The organism is Micromonospora sp. WMMD735 (assembly GCF_049178995.1).
Taxonomy (GTDB): Bacteria; Actinomycetota; Actinomycetes; order Mycobacteriales; family Micromonosporaceae; genus Micromonospora; species Micromonospora wenchangensis.
The window spans coordinates 5858485-5876861 of sequence record NZ_JBMHMJ010000002.1 but is presented as its reverse complement, the minus strand read 5'-3'; the positions used below and the strand labels follow the sequence as shown (position 1 = coordinate 5876861).

Sequence of the window (18377 nt, the reverse complement as noted above, 5' to 3'; positions counted from 1 at the left end):
GTCCGCCTCCCGTGGACCGCACGCGTCCACGAAAAGCCTGCCCCGGCTACCGGTGACGGACGTCATTTCTTGCGCAAGCCGTGCTTGACTCTTGCAGCATTCGGCCGGCATTCTCTCCACACCCGCGTCCGTCACCCACCGCCGCGCGGGCGCCGCCGTCCCGCCACAGAACGGGGATCTCCGCCCATGACCGCCACCGACCCCACGCCGCTGGCCTCCGACGACGACTGGTGGCGCGCCGCGGTCGTCTACCAGGTGTACGTCCGCAGCTTCGCCGACTCCGACGGTGACGGCGTCGGCGACCTCGGGGGCATCCGGCAGCGGCTGCCCTACCTGCGCGACCTCGGGGTCGACGCGCTCTGGCTCACCCCGTTCTACACCTCGCCGCAGATCGACGCCGGCTACGACGTGGCCGACTACCGCGACGTCGACCCGCTCTTCGGCGACCTCGCCGACTTCGACGCCATGATCACCGACGCGCACGCGTTGGGCCTGCGGATCATCGTGGACCTGGTGCCCAACCACACCTCCAGCGCGCACCCGTGGTTCACCGCCGCCCTCGCCGCCGGCCCCGGCTCCCCCGAGCGGGAGCGTTACCTGTTCGCCGACGGCCGGGGCGTCGACGGCGAACAGCCCCCCAACGACTGGGAGAGCATCTTCGGCGGCCCCGCCTGGACCCGGCTGCCCGACGGCCAGTGGTACCTGCACCTGTTCGACCCGGCCCAACCCGACCTGAACTGGCGGCACCCGCAGGTACGCGCCGAGTTCGAAGACGTCCTCCGCTTCTGGCTCGACCGGGGCGTCGACGGGTTCCGGATCGACGTGGCCCACGGGATGATCAAGGCCGAGGGGCTGCCGGACGTCGGCTTCAGCTCGATGACCACCGGCCGCCGCCAGTCGGAGCTGCTCGGCAAGGGCCGGCTGCCCTACTTCGACCAGGACGAGGTGCACGACATCTACCGCGCCTGGCGGCCCATCCTGGACAGCTACCCCGGCGGCCGGATGGCGGTGGCCGAGGCGTGGGCGGAGACCCCGCAGCGGCTCGCCCGCTACATCGGCCCGGACGAGCTGCACCAGGCGTTCAGCTTCGACTTCCTCGACGCCACCTGGTCGGCCGACTCGTTCCGCAAGGTGATCGACACCGCGCTGGCCGAGGCGACGATCGTCGGTGCGCCGACCACCTGGGTGCTGTCCAACCACGACCGGCAGCGGCACGTCACCCGCTACGGCGACGGCGAGGTCGGCCTGCGCCGGGCCCGGGCCGCCGCCCTGCTGATGCTGGCCCTGCCCGGCTCCACCTACCTCTACCAGGGTGAGGAACTGGGCCTGCCGGAGGTGCTGGACCTGCCCGACGCGCTCCGGCAGGACCCGGCGTTCCTGCGGACCGGTGAGAGCCGCGACGGCTGCCGGGTGCCGGTCCCGTGGGGCGGTGAGCTGCCCCCGTACGGCTTCGGGCCGCAGGGCAGCGAGCTGAGCTGGCTGCCGGCCCCGGCCACCTGGCGGGCCCTCTCGGTGGCCGCCCAGACCGGAACGCCCGGCTCGACGCTGGAGCTGTACCGGGCCGCGCTGCGGGTCCGGCGCACGCACCCGGCGCTGTCGTCCACCGCCGGCCCGGTGCTCTGGCAGCAGACCGGGCCGGGGGTGCTGGCGTTCCGCCGCGACGGCGACGCCGCCTCCCTGACCTGCGTGGTCAACCTCAGCGGCGCCCCGGTCCGGATCGACGGGTACGGCCGCCCCCTGGTGGCCAGCGCCGACCTCACCGAGCAGGACGCCGGACACGTCCTGCCGGTGGACGCAGCCGCGTGGTTCGAACGGCGCTGAGCCGGGTAACCCGCCTTTGACCTGGTCGTCCGTTGTGCCCCGCGCCGACGGGCGGCTGGGCTGCCGACCCCTTGTGGTGGGGGGTGAAGGTGGCACCGGCGTCCCGGGAGGTCCGCTTCCCGGGGTGCCGGTGCACCACCGCGTACCGACGTCGCCCGACCCGTCACCGCCCGCGCAGCAGCCCCGCGATCCGCCCGAACGCCGCCCGCACCTGCGCCTCGGTCGGTACGGGCGGCGGCTGCGGCCGGTCGGGCCCGGTGACCGCCTCGTCCTCCTGCTCGTCGAGGACGTCGTGCTCGTCAAGAACGTCCTGCTCGTCGAGAACGTCGTCGAAGTCCCCGTAGAGGTCGGCCGCCTCGATCCGGGCCTCCTCGTCGGCGGCGGCGCGCCGGGACGCGGCGATCTCGCCCCGGATCTCCTCGGCCGACAGCGCCGGCACCAGCGGCTCGACCACCGCCATGAACCGTTCGTCGGCCACCACCGCCTCGGCCAGGGCCAGCGCGTGCGGTCGCTCGTACGGGCCGCAGACCACCGGTTCCCACTCGGCCGGATCGGCGAGCGGGCCGAACGTGACGATCCAGGGCAGGGTGATCAGCGGCGAGTCGTCCGGCAGGTCCAGCGTCACGAGTGCGCCCACCGGCTCATCATGTCGGCCCGACCCCGAACGTGGGCAGCATTCGCCTCAACCCGTGGTGACCCGACTCAGCAGCGGCGGAGGCGACCGGCCGGTCCTGACGTCGTGCCGCCTCGGATCAGCGCGCGTTCAGGCTGAGCATGAGATTCTCGTCGGCATTGTGGATCGCGAGCAGTTCGAACCGGGTGGACTGCCGAATATGATCACTCGGAGCGGAGAAATCCGCCTTCAGTAGCCAGTCGAGCGTCGCCGTGCGCTCCTTGGCAGTGAGGACCGGACCGAGGCAACCCTCGACCAGGTTCTTCAACAGAAGCCGCTGCACGGAACCACGGAGCTTCACCCTGCAGAAGATGTGCGCCACTTCGTTCCGGCGGTATTTGTCCGGCTGACCGACCGCAGCCGCCAGCTCGTCCCGCGTGCCCGGCAAGGTCACATTGACGATGCGCAGCGCGCCGTCGACCGTGACCGGGCCGGACCAACGCTCGACCCAGGCGTCCGTGACCTTGGCCGGGGTGATGCCGGCGAACGCCGGAACGGGTCCGGTACGGGTGGCGGTGGGGGTCGGTGGCGGCAGGGGTTCGCCCCTGTCTCCCTGCGTGCCGGGGGGACGCTGGGGGGCCGCGCTCCTGTCGCGCCACACCACGGCGGTCAGGATTAGGGCCAACACCACGACAGGCACCGTCAACAAGAGCCACCTTCTTGAGGTCTTCGACGTCGTCCCGCCATCCGCCGGGACCGATCCGGCTTCCCGTTCGAACTCGTTCACTATTGTGCCCCCCGTGTCACATTTAATCGGCAATGATGCCACCACACATTGCCAGCCATCATGGAGAATGGCCGCACAATGAACATTTGTCAATATTGCGCATTCAGATCGACCTCTGCAACTATCAAAGTCGCGGCAATCGCCGCGGATATCCACGGGGAGGATTACTTGAGAAAGCTGCGAACAGCGACGCTGGCCGCACTGACCTGCGTGGGCCTTGTCGCAACCCTGTCACCGACAGCACCTGCGGCAGCCGCGAGCTGCAGCCGGAACGGATGCAATGGCAAGATGGCGTCCGCCAATGGGTGCATCACCGGCGCCTATGCCATCTCCAGCTTCAGCCGCGTGGACGGAAATGATCCGGACGGCACCGTGGCGCACGGCGACCTCTACTATTCACCAGCCTGCGGCGCAATGTGGGGCGACTACACTGCCACCTATTTTGCCGACGGTTCCACCGTTCGCCTGGACTGGCAGCCCACGTACGGTGGCCTGACGCAGACAGCGGCCTCACTGAGCGTGAACGGTAGCGGCAACTACGTCACCACGATGTTCAGCTGGGAGTACTCGCTGCAACTGTGCGCGTCGTCGCCATCGGGCAACCCGGAAGGCAATGAAACCTGCACCGCATGGCGATGACCACTTATCCGGCATGGCAACACCCTGCCAATGACAGACGCTTTTTTTAAACGGGGGAAAGTTGAAAAGAACCAGTAGGAAAACATGTGCGGCCATAGCCGTACTGGTCGCCCTCGCCGGCACCGCGAATGCGGCGCCAGCTGCGGCGCAGGGGCGGCCGGCCGGAGCCTCCGCCACAGATCCGTCAGCGGTCCGCGACCCCGACACAGCACTCGGGAGGAACTGGTCCGCCTCCTCTGACGTCCTGGTCACCGGGGTGGGCGACAGTAACGGCTTCCACCTCTATATCGCCCGGGAACGCAACGCCTTCGCCTGGTCCACGTTGGCCACCCTGTCGGCCTCGTCGCTGGACATGGGTCCGTGGATGGGTGAGACCTGCGTGACCGGCTCCGGCCGTTACGCGGTAGCGGTGTTCGCGCCGAAGATGGCGGCCAACAAGCCCAATCTGGTGCGGGCCGGAGGGATCGCCGCAGTGGTCGACATCGCCAGCGGCAAGTCGACCACCGTGGCGACAGGTTTGCAGCTGGCCTACTTCAACCCCGCTTGCGGACCGGACGACCGGGTACTGCTCACCCGTGCGGTCGGGGAGGACATGCAACTGACCGATCTGCTCACCGTGGATGCGGCCGCTCACCGGGTCACCCGCACCCGGCGGATCGCGGCCCAGCTCACCACACCGGCGCCGTCGGCCGACGGCGACTACGGCATCGCCCGGGGACATCTGGTGAAGGTCGACCCGACCGGGGCACTCACCGAGGTGGCCCGCCCGGCCGGTCCGGTCTCCACTCTTCGCGGCACCGCGCGCAGCGGCGTCGATCTGGTCGCCATCTCGGGCGAGCGGGCCGTGGCCCAGCGGTACCAGGCAGACCGGCTCCGGACCGTCGTCGTCGGCGGCAAGGGTCACCTGCAGCTGATGGGCCAGGCAGGCGGACGGAACGTGCTCGTCGGCACCGCACCCGCCCCCGACCGCAGTTGGCCGGATCTGACGGTGATCAGATCGGACCGTCAAGTCCGAGCCGTCTCCGCACGGGGTCACCTGTTGGCCGAGGACGTCGCCACCGCACAGGGCCAGCAGGCGATACGCGCACCTTTGTCGCCCGCAGACCGGGCCGACGCCGGCCGGGTACAGGTGGCAGTCCAGGCGACCGCCAGCGGCCGGCGCTCCACCGTCACCTTCGACACCTCCCGGACAGCGCCTCGGCTCGATGCGATACCGACCCGCGCGGCGGCCGCGCCGACCGCGAGCGCACCGGCCGTCGACCCGACGATCTCGAGCCCGAAGTGCGCCGTCCGGCGCAACGACCCGAAGGTTCAGGCGCAGCAGGCAAGCGCCGGCATGGTCGAATGGGCGGTGGACCGGGCGGTACACGGGACCCTCACCACCTCCCGTCCGGCCAACTACCTGAAGTCAGGGTTGCCCTCCTACAGCCCGCAAGGGCTGTTCCCGAGGCGTGCGGTGGCCGGCGGCGGTGAAGTGCCGGCACAGCTCATGCTGGGCATCCTGGCCCAGGAGACGAACCTCTCCCAGGCCTCCTGGCACGCCGTCCCCGGCGACCTGGGCAACCCGCTGATCGCCGACTACTACGGCAACGCCGGAGCCAGTATCGACGTCATCAACTACCCGAAGGCCGACTGCGGGTACGGCATCGGCCAGGTGACCACGGGAATGAGCGTCGGCGACACGGTCTACAGCCGCAACCAGCAAATCGCGATCTCAGTCGACTACGCGGCGAACATCGCCGCCGGGCTCAACATCCTGATCGACAAGTGGAACCAGATCTACAACGAACCGCTCGGTCGGAGCACCCTCAACAACAACGATCCCACCTGGATCGAGAACTGGTTCCTTGCCGTCTGGGCGTACAACAGCGGCTATCACCCGAGTAGCGAGGCCAGCAGCAACAACGGCCGATGGGGTATCGGTTGGCTGAACAACCCGGCCAATCCGACCTACGACCCGGCCCGGGCGGGATTCCTGCGGAACTCGTACGCCGATGCAGAGACGCCGGGCCACTGGTCGTACCCGGAACGCATCATGGGCTGGGTGGAAACCCCGCAGCTGAAGGGCTACCCGATCGCCACGGAGGCATACGCCCAGCCGACATACGGTGCCAAATCTCCGACCTACCCGGGCCGCTTCACCAAGGTGCTGTCGCTGCCGGGCATCTACACGTTCTGCTCGCCGACCATCAACAACTGCACCCCGAACACCGCGAGTCCGTGCCCGGCCGACAGTGAGGCCTGCTGGTGGCACGGCAGTGCCAGCTTCGCCAACTGCATCGCCGCGGCATGTGCGAAGGAAAAGCTGACCTACGGCTCGACGTCCGCAGAACCGGGGGTACAGCGGGTCTACGACCGGGACTGCTCGGTCTTCACCGGCAACTCTGATCCGGACAAGGACGCCACCCGTAAGAGCAGCATCGTGTACACCACGATCGAATCGTCACAGTACGCGCTGGGCTGCACCAGCGACCCGAACGACGGCAAGTTCACCCTCCGTGCCGGTTCGCCGACGGGCAGCACGAACGCCCTCTACGCGGACATTGACCTACATCAACTGGGTGCCGGCTACCAGGGGCACATGTGGTTCAGTCACGTCTATCCGACGGTCAACGGAAGCGCCAACCCCAAGCACAACCTGGTCGGCGCCTGGACACCTAACCTGGACCTGCAACCGGGAGAGCGGATGCGCTTCGACATCGTCGCGCACCTGCCCAGCCATGGGGGCGAGTACGAGAACGCAGAATACGTCATCCGCGGCGGCAACGACGGCAGCGAGTACACCTGCGAACTGGATCAGGGCACCGGGCTGCCCGGGATCAACGGTCACGACAAGTGGGTTTACCTGGGTGCCTACAATCTGGGCCGTGGATCGTATGTGCTGCTGAACAATTCAGGGCCCGGCACCAACGTCGACATCGCCTGGGACGCCATGGCGTTCGTCCCCATTGCCAACCGCACCGGCCACGATTGCAAGGATCCCTACTAGCAGCGCCGGCATCGGACCGACCAGCCGATGCGCAATGTCAGCAAGCGCCCCCGGTGACGAGTACCGCGTCACCGGGGGCGTTTACCCTGTACTCGGCCCGGTTCTGTCAGGGTGTGTCCAGGGCGGCACGGACCAGGGCCAACGCGCGGTCCGGCGGCACGCCCAGCCGGGTCGCCTCCTCGGCGTAGCGGGCCGCCGCCCGCTGCAACCGGTCGACCGCGTCGTCCCGGCCCGGGGCGACGAAGCTGCCGTGCCGGCCCCGGGTCTGCACCAGCCCGGCCGACTCCAGCTCCCGGTAGGCGCGGGCCACCGTGTTCACCGCCAACCCCAGCTCGGCGGCGAACTGCCGGACCGGGGCCAGCCGGGTGCCCACCGCCAGCCGGCCGTCGCCGATCATCGCGGCGAGCTGCGCCCGCACCTGCTCGTACGGGGGCACCGGAGAGCCCGGATCGATCTCGACAGACATCAGCCCGCCCCTCCCGGCGTACCCGGATCGGTCTCGGTGTCGACGTCGGCCTCGACGTTGACCTGCCGCATCACCGCCCCCTCCGACAGGTCCACCACCCGGCCGTGCCGGCTGGTGGCGGCCAGCGCCGCACCGAAGAGCACCAACTGGTTGAGCAGGTAGAGGTAGAGCAGCACGGCCACCGCACCGGCCACCACGGCGTACGCCGGGTTGCGCTCCGTCCGCACGATGTAGAACCGGCCGACCGTGTTGAGCAGGGTGATCCCGACCGCGACCAGCAGCACCACCGGGCGCAGCCGGCGGCGGCTCATCCGCAGCCGGGGCACCGCCACCAGCAGCGCCGTCGCCAGCACCGCGTTGACCAGCACGCTGAGCACCGCGCTGATGGTGGTCAGCCCCACCGAGCCGGTGGCCCGCAGCAGGAACCGCAGCACCGACTCCAGCGCGTCCACCGCCGCCACCGAGATGCCCAGCATGACGAAGACCAGCAGCAGCACCCCCAGGTCCACCAGCCGGCGGACCACCAGGTTGCCCGGCTGCTGGTTGAAGCCGTACATCAGCCGCTGCGACGACCGGATCGCCTCCACCCAGCCGATCCCGGTGAAGAACAGGATGACCAGGCCCACCACGCCCACCGCGTTGCTGCTCTCGGCGATCTGCTGCGGGTCGAGGAAGGGCAGGTTGTCCCGCAGGAACTCCGCCACCGCGTCGGAGACCTCGTCGTTGTCCTCCAGGATCGCCCCGAAGACCGAGTAGGCGACCAGGGCGAGGGCGAACACGGCGAAGAACCCGTAGTAGGCGATGGCGGCGGCCAGCCGGCCGCCCAGCACCTCGCCGTAGAGGTCGACCGCCCGCCAGAGGTGGTCGAGCCGGGGCCACCGGTGCCGGGCCACGGTGAACCGGCGGTCGATGCCGGCCGTCCAGCGGCCCCACGCGTCCACCACGTCATCCTCGCCGATCTGTCGTCACCGGTGCCGGCCAACCGGCGGTCGGCGGGAGCGGGTGCCGGCCACCAGCGTGCCACCGGCGGGTGAGGTGCCGCACCGGGGGCCCCTCGCCCGACCACGGGACGGGTCAGCCGCCGAGCCGGAAGTCCCGGCGCGGCTGCCACCGGGTCGCGCCGCTGTGCGAGAAGAGGGTGAAGCCCTCCACCTCGAACACCGCCGAGAAGTCGGCGAGATCCTCGTACGCCCGGTCCAACGCCTCCGGGGCGACGTCCTGCGCCACCGTGACGTGCGGGTGGTACGGGAAGCGCAGCTCCCGGTGCAGGTGCGGGGCGGCGCTGATAGCGGCGGCGAGCAGCTCGCACTCGCTGATCCCGGCCGCGACGGCGACGAAGACCACCTGGGTCACCGGCCGGAACGTGCCGGTGCCCCGCAGGTGCAGGGTGAACGGCAGGTGGGCGGCGGCCACCTGCGCCAGGTGCGCCTCGACCGGCTCCAACGCGGCCAGGGGGATCTCGGTCGGGCCGAGCAGGGTCACGTGCGCGGGGACGACCTGCGGGTCACCCGTCTGCATCCGGCGTCGGGTCAGCAGCCCACCCCACGGCTCCGGGATGTCCACCGCGATCCCGATCTGGATGGTGTCGCCGGCCACCGGTATCCCGTCGCTGCGATCCACGCTCCGCGCCACCCCTCCGGCCATCGTCTCGACCCGTACCGCCGACCCGCCCACCGTTACGCCACGGGGGCCGAGGCCAGGAACCCGACCCGCTCGTACGCTGTGCGCAGCGTCGGCACGGTCACCGCGCGGGCCTTCTCCACCCCGACGGCGAGCAGCTTGTCGAGCTGCGCGGGGTCGTCGAGGTAGGCCCGGGTGCGTTCCTGGATCGGGGTGACGAACTCGCGGACCACCTCGCCCAGCTCCTTCTTGAGATCGCCGTAGCCCCGGCCCGCGTACGCCGCCACCAGGTCGTCGATGCTCCGGCCGGACAGGGCGGAGTGGATCGTGAGCAGGTTGGACACCCCGGGCTTGGTCTCGGTGTCGAAGACGATCTCCCGGCCGGTGTCGGTGACCGCCGAGCGGATCTTCTTGGCCGAGCGGGCCGGGTCCTCCAGCAGGTCGATGATGCCGGCCGGGGAGGACGACGACTTCGACATCTTCGCCGTCGGCTCCTGGAGGTCGGTGATCTTGGCAGTGTCCTTCACGATGTGCGGAGCGGGCACCGTGAAGGTCGGCCCGAACAGCGAGTTGAACCGCTGGGCCAGATCCCGGGAGAGCTCCAGGTGCTGCCGCTGGTCCTCGCCGACCGGCACCGCGTCGGCCTGGTAGAGCAGGATGTCGGCGGCCTGGAGGATCGGGTACGTGAACAGGCCGACGCTGGAGCGGTCACTGCCCTGCTTCTGCGACTTGTCCTTGAACTGGGTCATCCGGCTCGCCTCACCGAACCCGGTGATGCAGCCCAGCACCCACGCCAACTGCGCGTGCTCGGGCACCTGCGACTGGACGAACAGGGCGCTGCGCTCCGGGTCGATGCCGACCGCGAGGAGCTGCGCGGCGGCCACCCGGGTGCGCTGGCGCAGCACCGCCGGATCGTGCCCGGCGGTGATCGCGTGCAGGTCGACCACGCAGTAGAACGCCTCGTGGGTGTCCTGCAACGCCACCCAGTGCCGCACCGCGCCCAGGTAGTTGCCGAGGTGGAACGAGTCGGCCGTCGGCTGGATGCCGGAGAAGACGCGGGGGCGGGCGGGAGCGTCGGACATGCCGGCAATTCTGTCAGCAACCCCGGGCGTCCGTCATGACGGGCCGGCGGGTCGACTCGCCGCCGGTCGGGCCGGGGCGGTGACCTCGCGTACCGACGCCTGCGCGACGTCGGCCGGTACCGCGGCAGCGGCGGCCTCCCGGCGCGGCTCCGGCAGGCGGGCGGCGGACACCGCGACCCGGGACACCCGACGCCCGTCGAGGGCGAGCACCCGCAACAGCCACCCGTCGGCCGGGGACGGCTCGTCTCCCGGGGTGACCGGCACCTCGTCACCGGCCACCGGGAGCCGGCCGAGCGACGCCATCACGTACCCGCCGACCGTCTCGTACGGGCCGGCGGGCAGCGGCACCCCGGTCCGCTCGGCGAAGTCGGCCAGGTTGAGCCGACCGTCGACCACGGCGGGCAGGCCCGCCGACGCCGGCTCGGGTGGGCCGGCGTACTCGTCGTGGATCTCCCCGACCAGTTCCTCGATCAGGTCCTCGCAGGTCACGATGCCGGCGGTGCCGCCGTACTCGTCGACCACCACGGCGAGGTGGTGGCCCTCGCGGCGCATCTCGGTCAGCGCGGCGAGCACCCGCTTGCTGCCGGGCAGCCGCTTGACCTCCCGGCTCAGCCGGCCCACCGTCGTCGCCGGGTCCAAATCGGGGCGGAGCAGCACGTCCCGCAGGTGCACGAAGCCGACCACGTCGTCGTGGGTGCCGTCGACCACCGGGTACCTGGTGTGCGGGTCGATCCGGACCAGCCGTTCGGCCTCGGCGAGGGTCAGCCCGGCGGCGAGGAAGACCACCTCGGTGCGGGGCATCATCACCTCGCGCACCAGGCTGGCCCCGGCGACCAGCACCTCGTCGATGATCCGCCGTTCGTCCGGGTCGAGGACGGTGTTCGCGGCGACCAGGTCGCGCAGCTCGTGCTCGCTGATCCGTTCCCGGCCGGCGGCGGGGCTGGCCCCGAGCAGGTCGGTGACGAGCCGGGTCGCACCGTCGGCGGCCCGGACGACCAGCCGCGCGACACTACGGGCCACCGGCCCGGGTACGCGCCGGCTCCGCCCCGGCGCGCGTCTCCGGGGCCCGGGACCACCCGCTTCCCGCATGGAAGTGATGGTAGGGCCGGCGGACCCGACCGGTGGGCAATGTGCGGATCTGTTCAATCATGAACGTTCATGATGGAATAAGGGTGACCCCGCGACGCACAGCGCGGCGACAGCACCCAGCCGTAGGGTGATCACGAACGGCCGCAGCGGGCGCGGCCCAGGCAGGAGGACCGACGTGAAACTGCTCGTCACCGGCGGTGCCGGGTACATCGGCAGCGTGGTGACCCGGATGCTGCTCGACGCCGGCCACCGGGTGACCGTCCTGGACGACCTGCGCACCGGGCACCGGGCGGCGCTGGCCCCCGACGCCACCCACGTCGAGCTGCCCGTGCACGAGGCCGCACAGGTGCTCACCCCCGACGCCGGCTTCGACGGGGTGCTGCACTTCGCCGCGCTGATCGCCGCCGGCGAGTCGATGGTCCACCCCGAGCGCTACTGGCACGCCAACACGGTCAGCTCGATCGCCCTGGTCGACGCCGTCCGGGCCGCCCGGGTGCCGCGCCTGGTCTTCTCCTCCACCGCCGCCGTCTACGGCAACCCGGTCGAGCTGCCGATCCCGGAGACCGCCGTCAAGGCCCCCACCAACACGTACGGCGCCACCAAGCTCGCCGTCGACCTGGTGCTCACCTCCGAGGCGACCGCACACGACCTCGCCGCCGTGTCGCTGCGCTACTTCAACGTCGCCGGGGCGTACCTGCGCGACGGCCTCGCCATCGGCGAACGGCACGACCCGGAGACCCACCTCATCCCCATCGCCCTCGACGTCGCCGCCGGCCGCCGGGAGAAACTCCAACTCTTCGGCGACGACTACCCCACCGTCGACGGCACCTGCGTGCGCGACTACATCCACGTGGCGGACCTGGCCCGCGCCCACCTGCTGGCGCTCACCGCCGCCGTGCCCGGCCGGCACCGCATCTACAACCTCGGCAACGGCAGCGGCTTCACCAACCGGCAGGTCGTCGACGTGGTCCGCGAGGTCACCGGCCACCCGGTGCCGGTCGAGACCGCCCCCCGCCGCGAGGGCGACCCGGCCGAACTCGTCGCCTCCTCGGCGCTGGCCCGCCAGGAACTGGGCTGGGTGCCCGAGAAACCCACCCTCACCGACATGGTCGGCGACGCCTGGGCGTTCTACCGCGCGCACGTGCTGGAGCAGTCGTGACGGGCCGACCCGACGTCGCCGACCGCGCCACCGCCGGCTTCACCTCCGGGTACGACGCGACGCCCGCCGGACGCTGGGCGGCACCCGGACGGGTCAACCTGATCGGCGAGCACACCGACTACAACGACGGATTCGTGCTCCCCTTCGCCCTGCCGCTGCGTACCGTGGTCGCCGCCGACCCGCAGCCCGGCGAACGCTGGACGGTCCGCTCGGAGATCGCCGACCGGCCCGTCGACTTCGGGGCCGCCGAGGCCGACACCCCCGGCCGGGTCACCGGCTGGGGCGGCTACGTCGCCGGAGTGGTCTGGGCCCTGCGCGAGGCCGGGTACGCCGTCCCCGGTGCCCGGCTGGCCATCGCCTCGGACGTGCCGCTCGGCTCCGGGCTCTCCTCGTCGGCGGCCCTGGAGGCGGCGGTGCTCGCCGCCCTGGCCGACCTGGGCGGGCTGGACCTGCCCGCCGAGCGCCGGCCCCGGCTGGCCCAACGCGCCGAGAACGGCTACGTCGGTGCGCCGACAGGCATCATGGACCAGTCGGCGGTGATCCGCTGCCGCGCCGGCCACGCCCTGTTCCTCGACTGCCGGGACGAGTCCGTCGACCACGTCCCGTTCGACCTGGACGCCGCCGGCCTGGCCATCCTGGTGATCGACAGTCGTGCGCCGCACCGGCACGCCGACGGCGAGTACGCCTCCCGCCGCGCCGCCTGCGAACGGGCCGCCGACCTGCTCGGCGTGCCCGCCCTGCGCGACGTGCCGGTCGCCGACCTCGACGCCGCGCTGGCGCGGCTGCCCGACGACGAGACCCGACGCCGGGTCCGGCACGTGGTCACCGAGAACCAGCGGGTACTCGACACCGTCGCCCTGCTGCGCGCCGGCCGGGTCGCCGAGATCGGGTCACTGCTGACCGCGTCGCACGCCTCCATGCGGGACGACTTCGCGATCACCGTCCCCGAGGTCGACACCGCCGTCGAGGCGGCACTCGCGGCCGGCGCGCTCGGCGCCCGGATGACCGGCGGCGGCTTCGGCGGCTGCGTCCTCGCCCTGGTCGAGGCGGCGGCTGCGGAACCGGTGGCGGCAGCCGTCCGGGCCGCCTACGCCGAACGCGGCTTCACCGCCCCCGACACCCTCACCGTTCTCCCCGCCCCCGGCGCCACCCGCCTCCCCTGACCCGCCACCCCGGTCCTGGTCCGCTCCCGGTCCGGCCTGCCCCGGTCCGGCCTGCCCCGGTCCCGCTCCTGCGCCGGTGATCAAGAGGTTTGCGTCAATCCGCCAGCGAAACCTGACGCAAATCTCTTGATCAACGAGCAACAGCCGGACGGCCGGGCGAGTGGGCGTGCTGGGTGGCGGTGATCAAGAGCTATGCGTCAACCGCCGGGCGGAAACTGACGCAAAGCTCTTGATCACCGAGAGCCGACGAGGCGGGGCGGGGCAGGCGGCGGCGGAAGGAGAAAGGGAGGGAGGTGGGTCAGGCGGTGTCGACGATCATGCCGGCGGCCACGGTGCGGTTCGTAGCCTCGTCGATGATGATGAAGCCGCCCGTGGTGCGGTTACGCCGGTACTCGTCGGCCAACAGCGGGACGGTGGTCCGCAGCCGCACCCGGCCGATCTCGTTGAGCCGCAGCTCGCTGGCCGTCTCGTCGCGGTGCAGCGTGTTGACGTCGAGGCGGTAGTAGAGGCCGCGCACGATCGTCCGCGCCGAACGCGTGGTGTGCTTGATCGTGTACTTGCCGCCGACCTGAAGCGGGCGGGTCTCGTCCATCCAGCAGACCATCGCCTCGATGTCCTGCGAGACGGTCGGGGCGTTGTTCGGCCGGCAGATCATGTCGCCGCGCGAGATGTCGATCTCGTCGTCGAGGCGGACGGTGACCGACATCGGGGGGAACGCCTCGTCGACGGGGCCGTCGGCGGTGTCGATGGCGGCGATCCGGCTGGTGAACCCCGAGGGCAGGACCATCACCTCGTCGCCGGGCTTGAGCACGCCGGAGGCGACCTGCCCGGCGTAGCCCCGGTAGTCGGTGACCGTGGTCGACTGCGGGCGGATCACGTACTGCACCGGGAACCGGACGTCGACCAGGTTGCGGTCCGAGGCGATGTGCACCCGCTCCAGGTGGTGCAGCAGCGACGGCCCGTCATACCACGGCATGTTCTCCGACCGGGTGACGATGTTGTCGCCGCGCAGCGCCGAGATCGGCACCACCGTCAGGTCCGGCGCGTCGAGCTTGGCCGCGAAGGCGGTGAACTCGTCGGCGATGCGTTCGAAGACCTCCTGGGAGAAGTCGACCAGGTCCATCTTGTTGACGCACAGCACCAGGTGCGGCACCCGCAGCAGCGAGCACAGGAACGCGTGCCGCCGCGACTGCTCCACCAGCCCCTTACGCGCGTCCACCAGGATCAACGCCAGATCGGCGGTGGACGCCCCCGTCACCATGTTGCGGGTGTACTGGGTGTGCCCGGGGGTGTCGGCGATGATGAACTTGCGCCGGGGCGTGGCGAAGTACCGGTACGCCACGTCGATGGTGATGCCCTGTTCCCGTTCGGCCCGCAGGCCGTCGGTGAGCAACGCCAGGTTGGTGTACTCGTCGCCCCGGGCCGCGCTGACCGCCTCCACCGCGGCCAACTGGTCGGTGAACAACGACTTCGTGTCGTACAGCAACCGACCGATCAGGGTCGACTTGCCGTCGTCCACACTGCCCGCCGTGGCGAACCGCAACAGGTCCATCGGCCGGGCCTCGACCTCGGGCGACACCGTTTCGGTGCTCATCAGAAGTAGCCCTCCCGCTTGCGGTCCTCCATGGCGGCCTCGCTGACCCGGTCGTCGCCCCGGGTGGCACCCCGCTCGGTGATCCGCGTCGCGGCCACCTCGTCGATCACCTTCTCCACCGTGTCGGCGTCCGAACGCACCGCCGCCGTGCACGACGCGTCGCCCACCGTCCGGTACCGCACCCGGGCCTTGAACTGCTGCTCACCGGCCCGGGGCCGGAAGAACTCGTTGACGGCGTAGAGCATGCCGTCGCGTTCGATCACCTCACGGTCGTGCGCGTAGTAGATCGACGGCAACGGCACCCGCTCCCGCGCGATGTAGTGCCAGATGTCCAACTCGGTCCAGTTCGACAACGGGAACACCCGGATCGACTCACCCGGATGATGCCGACCGTTGTACAACGACCACAACTCCGGCCGCTGGTTCTTCGGATCCCACTGCCCGAACTCGTCCCGGAACGAGAACACCCGCTCCTTCGCCCGCGCCTTCTCCTCGTCCCGCCGCGCCCCACCGAACAACGCGTCGAACCGGTGCTTCTCCACCGCGTCCAACAACACAGGCGTCTGGATCCGGTTCCGCATCCCGTCACCCGACTCACGGACCGTTCCGGCCGCCAGGGCGTCGGGCACGCTCGCCACCACGAGGTGCAGACCAAGCTCCGCGACCCGCTGGTCGCGGTAGTCGAGCACCTCGGGGAAGTTGTGCCCGGTGTCCACGTGCATCACCGGGAACGGGATGTTGGCCGGGGCGAACGCCTTCTGCGCCAGCCGCAACATCACGATCGAGTCCTTGCCACCGGAGAAGAGCAGCACCGGCCGCTCCATCTCGGCGACCACCTCACGCATCACGAAGATGCTCTCCGCCTCCAACTCGTCGAGGTGGGAGACCTGGTAGAAGCGGCCGGGGGCGGTCATGCCACGGGCTCGATCGGCGCGGATCCGTACATGGATTCCAGACCTTTCCGGTCGGACAAATCAAAAACAGCGCTCAGGTTACCCGGAATGCCTCTGCAGCGCTGCAAGCAACCGGCTGGCGAGATCCTTGCGGCAGACCAGCAGGTCAGGCAGGCGCGGATCCGCCTCGTTGTATCTCAGCGCAGAACCGTCGATTCGGGAAGCGTGCAGTCCGGTGGCCGTCGCCACAGCGATCGGCGCCGCCGAGTCCCACTCGTACTGGCCGCCCGCGTGGATGTAGGCGTCCACGTCACCTGTCACCACCGCCGCGATCTTCGCCCCCGCCGAACCCATCGGCACCAACTGGGCGCCCACGTCCTCGGCCAGCGCGGTCAGGAACGCCGGCGGCCGGCTCCGGCTCGCCGCCAACCGCAGCGTACGGTCGCCCGTCGTGGCCGCCTCCACCGTCATCGGCGGGTACGCGGGCGGGTAGTCCGTGCCCAGCACCCGGTGCTGTGCCGGCAACCCCACCGCCCCCGCCACCAGACCGTGCGGCGTCGGCGCGTTACGCGCCCAGAGCGCCACGTGCACCGCCCAGTCGGCGCGCCCCTCCTCGGAGAACTCCCGGGTGCCGTCCAACGGGTCGATGATCCACACCCGGTCGGCGGTCAGCCGGGACACCCCACCCGCGGTGTCCACCAGCCGCGACCCCTCGTCCTCCTCGGAGAGGACCGCGTCACCGGGCCGCCACTTCGCCAGCTCGCTGCGGATCAGGTCGTGCGAGACCTTGTCCCCGGCCGACTTCAACGCCGCCGCGTCCGCGAACCCCATCTCGGCGCGCAGCTCCAGCAGGGCCTGCCCGGCCCGGTCCGCCAACCAGCGGGCGAACGCGCCGTCGATCATCGGAGGACTGCCCACGAACTCGCTCCCGTCGCCTACCACGGCCCGCGCGCGGTCGCGCCACGCCAGAACGCGCAGACTACCGCCAACGCGGGCGCGCCACGAGTACGCCCCCGCGCCTCAGACCCCGTGGTACGCGTTCTGGGTCGGCTCGACCCCCTTGGTGACCACCGACTCCACCACGTCAGCGGCCCGGTCCACCAGAAACTCCAACTCCTTGCGCTCCGCGGTGCTGAAATCCGACAGCACGAAATCCGCCGGATCCTGCCGCCCCGGCGGCCGGCCGATGCCGAACCGCACCCGCACGTAGTCCTTCGTCCCCAGCGACTTCGACATCGACCGCAGACCGTTGTGCCCGCCCTCGCCGCCGCCCAGCTTCACCCGCAACTGCCCGTACGGGATGTCCAGCTCGTCGTGCACCGCGATCACCCGTTCGGCCGGGATCTTGTGGAACTGCGCCAGCGCGGCCACCGGCCCACCCGACAGGTTCATGTACGTCTGCGGCTTGAGCAGCACCAGCTTCGGCCCACCGAAACCGATCCGCCCCTCGGCGACGTCCGCCACCACCCGCTTGTACCGCCCGAACCGCCCACCCAGCCGTACCGCGAGCAACTCGGCGACCATGAAGCCGACGTTGTGCCGGTTCCCGGCGTACTCCCGACCCGGATTACCCAGGCCGACCACCAGCCACGGCCCCGTCTCGTCCGTCACGTCCCGTACCCTCCGCTCGCCGTCTGCGCGCGCCGACCGTGCCCCGATACGACGGCAGGCGCCCCCCGCGACGGGAGCGCCTGCCGTGAACGATGCGACCGGTCAGGCCTCGGTCTTCGCCTCGGTGCTCTCCTCGCCCTCGGCGGCCGGAGCCTCGGCACCCTCGGCGGCCTCCGCACCCTCGGCCTCCTCGGCCTCCGCAGCCGGGGTCTCGACCTCCGGCAGGGTGGCCTCCAGCTGCTCCGCGGTCGGAGCGGCGGTCACCGAGGCGACCGTCTGCTCCGCGTCGGCGGCCAGTTCGACACCCGAGGGCAGCTCGACGTCGGCGGCGGTGACCTGACTGCCGGCCTCCAGGCCCTCGATCGACGCCTCCAGGTGGTCCGGCACCTTGGTGGCGTCGGCGGTCACCGAAAGGGTGTCGTGGTCGTGCACGATCAGGGTGTCCCGTGCGGCCTCACCGGTCAGCTGGACCGGGACCTCGACGGTGACCTTCTCGCCCCGACGGACCAGCAGCAGGTCCACGTGCTCGAAGCTGTCCCGGATCGGGTCACGCTGGATCGCCTTCGGCAGCGCCAGCACCTGGGTGCCGTCACTGACCTCGATCGCGAAGAGCTGGTTGGCGCCGCCCTTACGGATCGCGGCGGCGAACTCCCGCGCCGGGAGCGCGATGTGCTTGGGCTTCTCGCCGTGACCGTACAGCACGGCGGGCACCTTGCCGGCCCGACGGGTACGACGGGCACCACCCTTGCCGAACTCCGTACGGGGCTCGGCGCTGATCTTTACCTCGGACACGGGAAAACTCCTGATGCTAACGCTACGGCGGCTTGTCGTCTGGCGGTGCTGGGGCGAGG

At 70.8% G+C, this 18377-nt stretch carries 17 protein-coding genes; 5 read left to right on the top strand and 12 right to left on the bottom strand.

What is annotated here, in order from left to right:
• Positions 1 to 186: 186 nt before the first annotated feature.
• Positions 187 to 1821 carry a glycoside hydrolase family 13 protein gene (locus ACN268_RS25775; RefSeq protein ID WP_421485441.1) on the top strand — a complete coding sequence of 545 codons (1635 nt, stop codon included), beginning with the start codon at positions 187 to 189 and terminating at the stop codon, positions 1819 to 1821.
• 163 nt (positions 1822 to 1984) lie between these two features.
• Here the strand turns inward: ACN268_RS25775 and ACN268_RS25770 are convergent, their stop codons facing one another.
• Positions 1985 to 2458: a hypothetical protein gene (locus ACN268_RS25770; RefSeq protein ID WP_421485439.1), complete on the bottom strand. Its 474-nt coding sequence runs from the start codon at positions 2456 to 2458 to the stop codon at positions 1985 to 1987.
• A 115-nt stretch (positions 2459 to 2573) separates the two neighbouring features.
• Positions 2574 to 3221, bottom strand: a complete 648-nt coding sequence (locus ACN268_RS25765) for a hypothetical protein (protein WP_421485437.1) — start codon at positions 3219 to 3221, stop codon at positions 2574 to 2576.
• Between the two features lie 60 nt (positions 3222 to 3281).
• Between ACN268_RS25765 and ACN268_RS25760 the strand changes: the two genes are divergently transcribed.
• Both ACN268_RS25760 and ACN268_RS25755 read left to right on the top strand, forming a co-directional pair.
• Positions 3282 to 3860, top strand: a complete 579-nt coding sequence (locus ACN268_RS25760) for a hypothetical protein (protein WP_421485435.1) — start codon at positions 3282 to 3284, stop codon at positions 3858 to 3860.
• A 256-nt stretch (positions 3861 to 4116) separates the two neighbouring features.
• A complete protein-coding gene (locus ACN268_RS25755) occupies positions 4117 to 6849 on the top strand; it encodes a hypothetical protein (RefSeq protein WP_421485434.1) in 2733 nt (910 codons plus the stop codon).
• 106 nt (positions 6850 to 6955) lie between these two features.
• On the opposite strand, the gene ACN268_RS25750 is transcribed toward ACN268_RS25755, so the two are convergent.
• From ACN268_RS25750 to ACN268_RS25730, 5 genes are all read right to left on the bottom strand, one after another.
• The gene (locus ACN268_RS25750) at positions 6956 to 7315 is read right to left on the bottom strand and encodes a GntR family transcriptional regulator (protein ID WP_421485432.1); all 360 of its coding nucleotides are present in this window, start codon (positions 7313 to 7315) and stop codon (positions 6956 to 6958) included.
• A complete protein-coding gene (locus ACN268_RS25745) occupies positions 7315 to 8226 on the bottom strand; it encodes a YihY/virulence factor BrkB family protein (protein ID WP_302746607.1) in 912 nt (303 codons plus the stop codon). Before ACN268_RS25745 ends, ACN268_RS25750 begins: the two co-directional genes overlap by 1 nt.
• Positions 8227 to 8389: 163 nt before the next feature.
• Positions 8390 to 8959, bottom strand: coding sequence for a 2'-5' RNA ligase family protein (locus tag ACN268_RS25740; protein ID WP_421486992.1), 570 nt, complete (start codon positions 8957 to 8959; stop codon positions 8390 to 8392).
• 32 nt (positions 8960 to 8991) lie between these two features.
• The gene (trpS, locus tag ACN268_RS25735) at positions 8992 to 10017 is read right to left on the bottom strand and encodes a tryptophan--tRNA ligase (protein WP_421485431.1); all 1026 of its coding nucleotides are present in this window, start codon (positions 10015 to 10017) and stop codon (positions 8992 to 8994) included.
• A 33-nt stretch (positions 10018 to 10050) separates the two neighbouring features.
• Complete coding sequence (locus ACN268_RS25730) at positions 10051 to 11106, bottom strand: hemolysin family protein (RefSeq protein ID WP_421485430.1); 1056 nt, start codon at positions 11104 to 11106, stop codon at positions 10051 to 10053.
• 229 nt (positions 11107 to 11335) lie between these two features.
• Here ACN268_RS25730 and galE point away from each other — a divergent pair, with 229 nt between their 5' ends.
• Entirely contained in the window at positions 11336 to 12265 is a 930-nt protein-coding gene (gene galE, locus ACN268_RS25725; protein ID WP_421486991.1) for a UDP-glucose 4-epimerase GalE, read from the top strand.
• A complete protein-coding gene (gene galK / locus ACN268_RS25720) occupies positions 12262 to 13428 on the top strand; it encodes a galactokinase (RefSeq protein WP_421485429.1) in 1167 nt (388 codons plus the stop codon). The genes galE and galK overlap by 4 nt, the downstream gene beginning before the upstream one ends.
• Positions 13429 to 13726: 298 nt before the next feature.
• Here the strand turns inward: galK and cysN are convergent, their stop codons facing one another.
• The 5 genes from cysN to ACN268_RS25695 all read right to left on the bottom strand — a co-directional run bounded on the left by cysN (position 13727) and on the right by ACN268_RS25695 (position 18318).
• Positions 13727 to 15022 carry a sulfate adenylyltransferase subunit CysN gene (cysN, locus tag ACN268_RS25715; RefSeq protein WP_204927406.1) on the bottom strand — a complete coding sequence of 432 codons (1296 nt, stop codon included), beginning with the start codon at positions 15020 to 15022 and terminating at the stop codon, positions 13727 to 13729.
• Positions 15022 to 15936: a sulfate adenylyltransferase subunit CysD gene (gene cysD / locus ACN268_RS25710; protein ID WP_281900649.1), complete on the bottom strand. Its 915-nt coding sequence runs from the start codon at positions 15934 to 15936 to the stop codon at positions 15022 to 15024. The genes cysN and cysD overlap by 1 nt, the downstream gene beginning before the upstream one ends.
• A gap of 78 nt (positions 15937 to 16014) precedes the next feature.
• The gene (locus tag ACN268_RS25705; protein WP_145922560.1) at positions 16015 to 16818 is read right to left on the bottom strand and encodes a 3'(2'),5'-bisphosphate nucleotidase CysQ; all 804 of its coding nucleotides are present in this window, start codon (positions 16816 to 16818) and stop codon (positions 16015 to 16017) included.
• 117 nt (positions 16819 to 16935) lie between these two features.
• Entirely contained in the window at positions 16936 to 17526 is a 591-nt protein-coding gene (gene pth / locus ACN268_RS25700; protein WP_204927404.1) for an aminoacyl-tRNA hydrolase, read from the bottom strand.
• Positions 17527 to 17628: 102 nt separating this feature from the next.
• Positions 17629 to 18318, bottom strand: coding sequence for a 50S ribosomal protein L25/general stress protein Ctc (locus tag ACN268_RS25695; protein WP_363657351.1), 690 nt, complete (start codon positions 18316 to 18318; stop codon positions 17629 to 17631).
• Positions 18319 to 18377: the final 59 nt, after the last annotated feature.

Excerpts from the sequence above, each read along its gene's own strand:
- ACN268_RS25740 (WP_421486992.1), bottom strand. The coding sequence starts at position 8,959 with ATGGCCGGAGGGGTGGCGCGGAGCGTGGATCGCAGCGACGGGATACCG.
- ACN268_RS25760 (WP_421485435.1), top strand. The coding sequence starts at position 3,282 with ATGGAGAATGGCCGCACAATGAACATTTGTCAATATTGCGCATTCAGA.
- cysD (WP_281900649.1), bottom strand. The coding sequence starts at position 15,936 with ATGACCGCCCCCGGCCGCTTCTACCAGGTCTCCCACCTCGACGAGTTG.
- galE (WP_421486991.1), top strand. The coding sequence starts at position 11,336 with ATGCTGCTCGACGCCGGCCACCGGGTGACCGTCCTGGACGACCTGCGC.
- ACN268_RS25705 (WP_145922560.1), bottom strand. The coding sequence starts at position 16,818 with ATGATCGACGGCGCGTTCGCCCGCTGGTTGGCGGACCGGGCCGGGCAG.
- trpS (WP_421485431.1), bottom strand. The coding sequence starts at position 10,017 with ATGTCCGACGCTCCCGCCCGCCCCCGCGTCTTCTCCGGCATCCAGCCG.
- cysN (WP_204927406.1), bottom strand. The coding sequence starts at position 15,022 with ATGAGCACCGAAACGGTGTCGCCCGAGGTCGAGGCCCGGCCGATGGAC.
- ACN268_RS25750 (WP_421485432.1), bottom strand. The coding sequence starts at position 7,315 with ATGTCTGTCGAGATCGATCCGGGCTCTCCGGTGCCCCCGTACGAGCAG.
- ACN268_RS25730 (WP_421485430.1), bottom strand. The coding sequence starts at position 11,106 with ATGCGGGAAGCGGGTGGTCCCGGGCCCCGGAGACGCGCGCCGGGGCGG.
- ACN268_RS25775 (WP_421485441.1), top strand. The coding sequence starts at position 187 with ATGACCGCCACCGACCCCACGCCGCTGGCCTCCGACGACGACTGGTGG.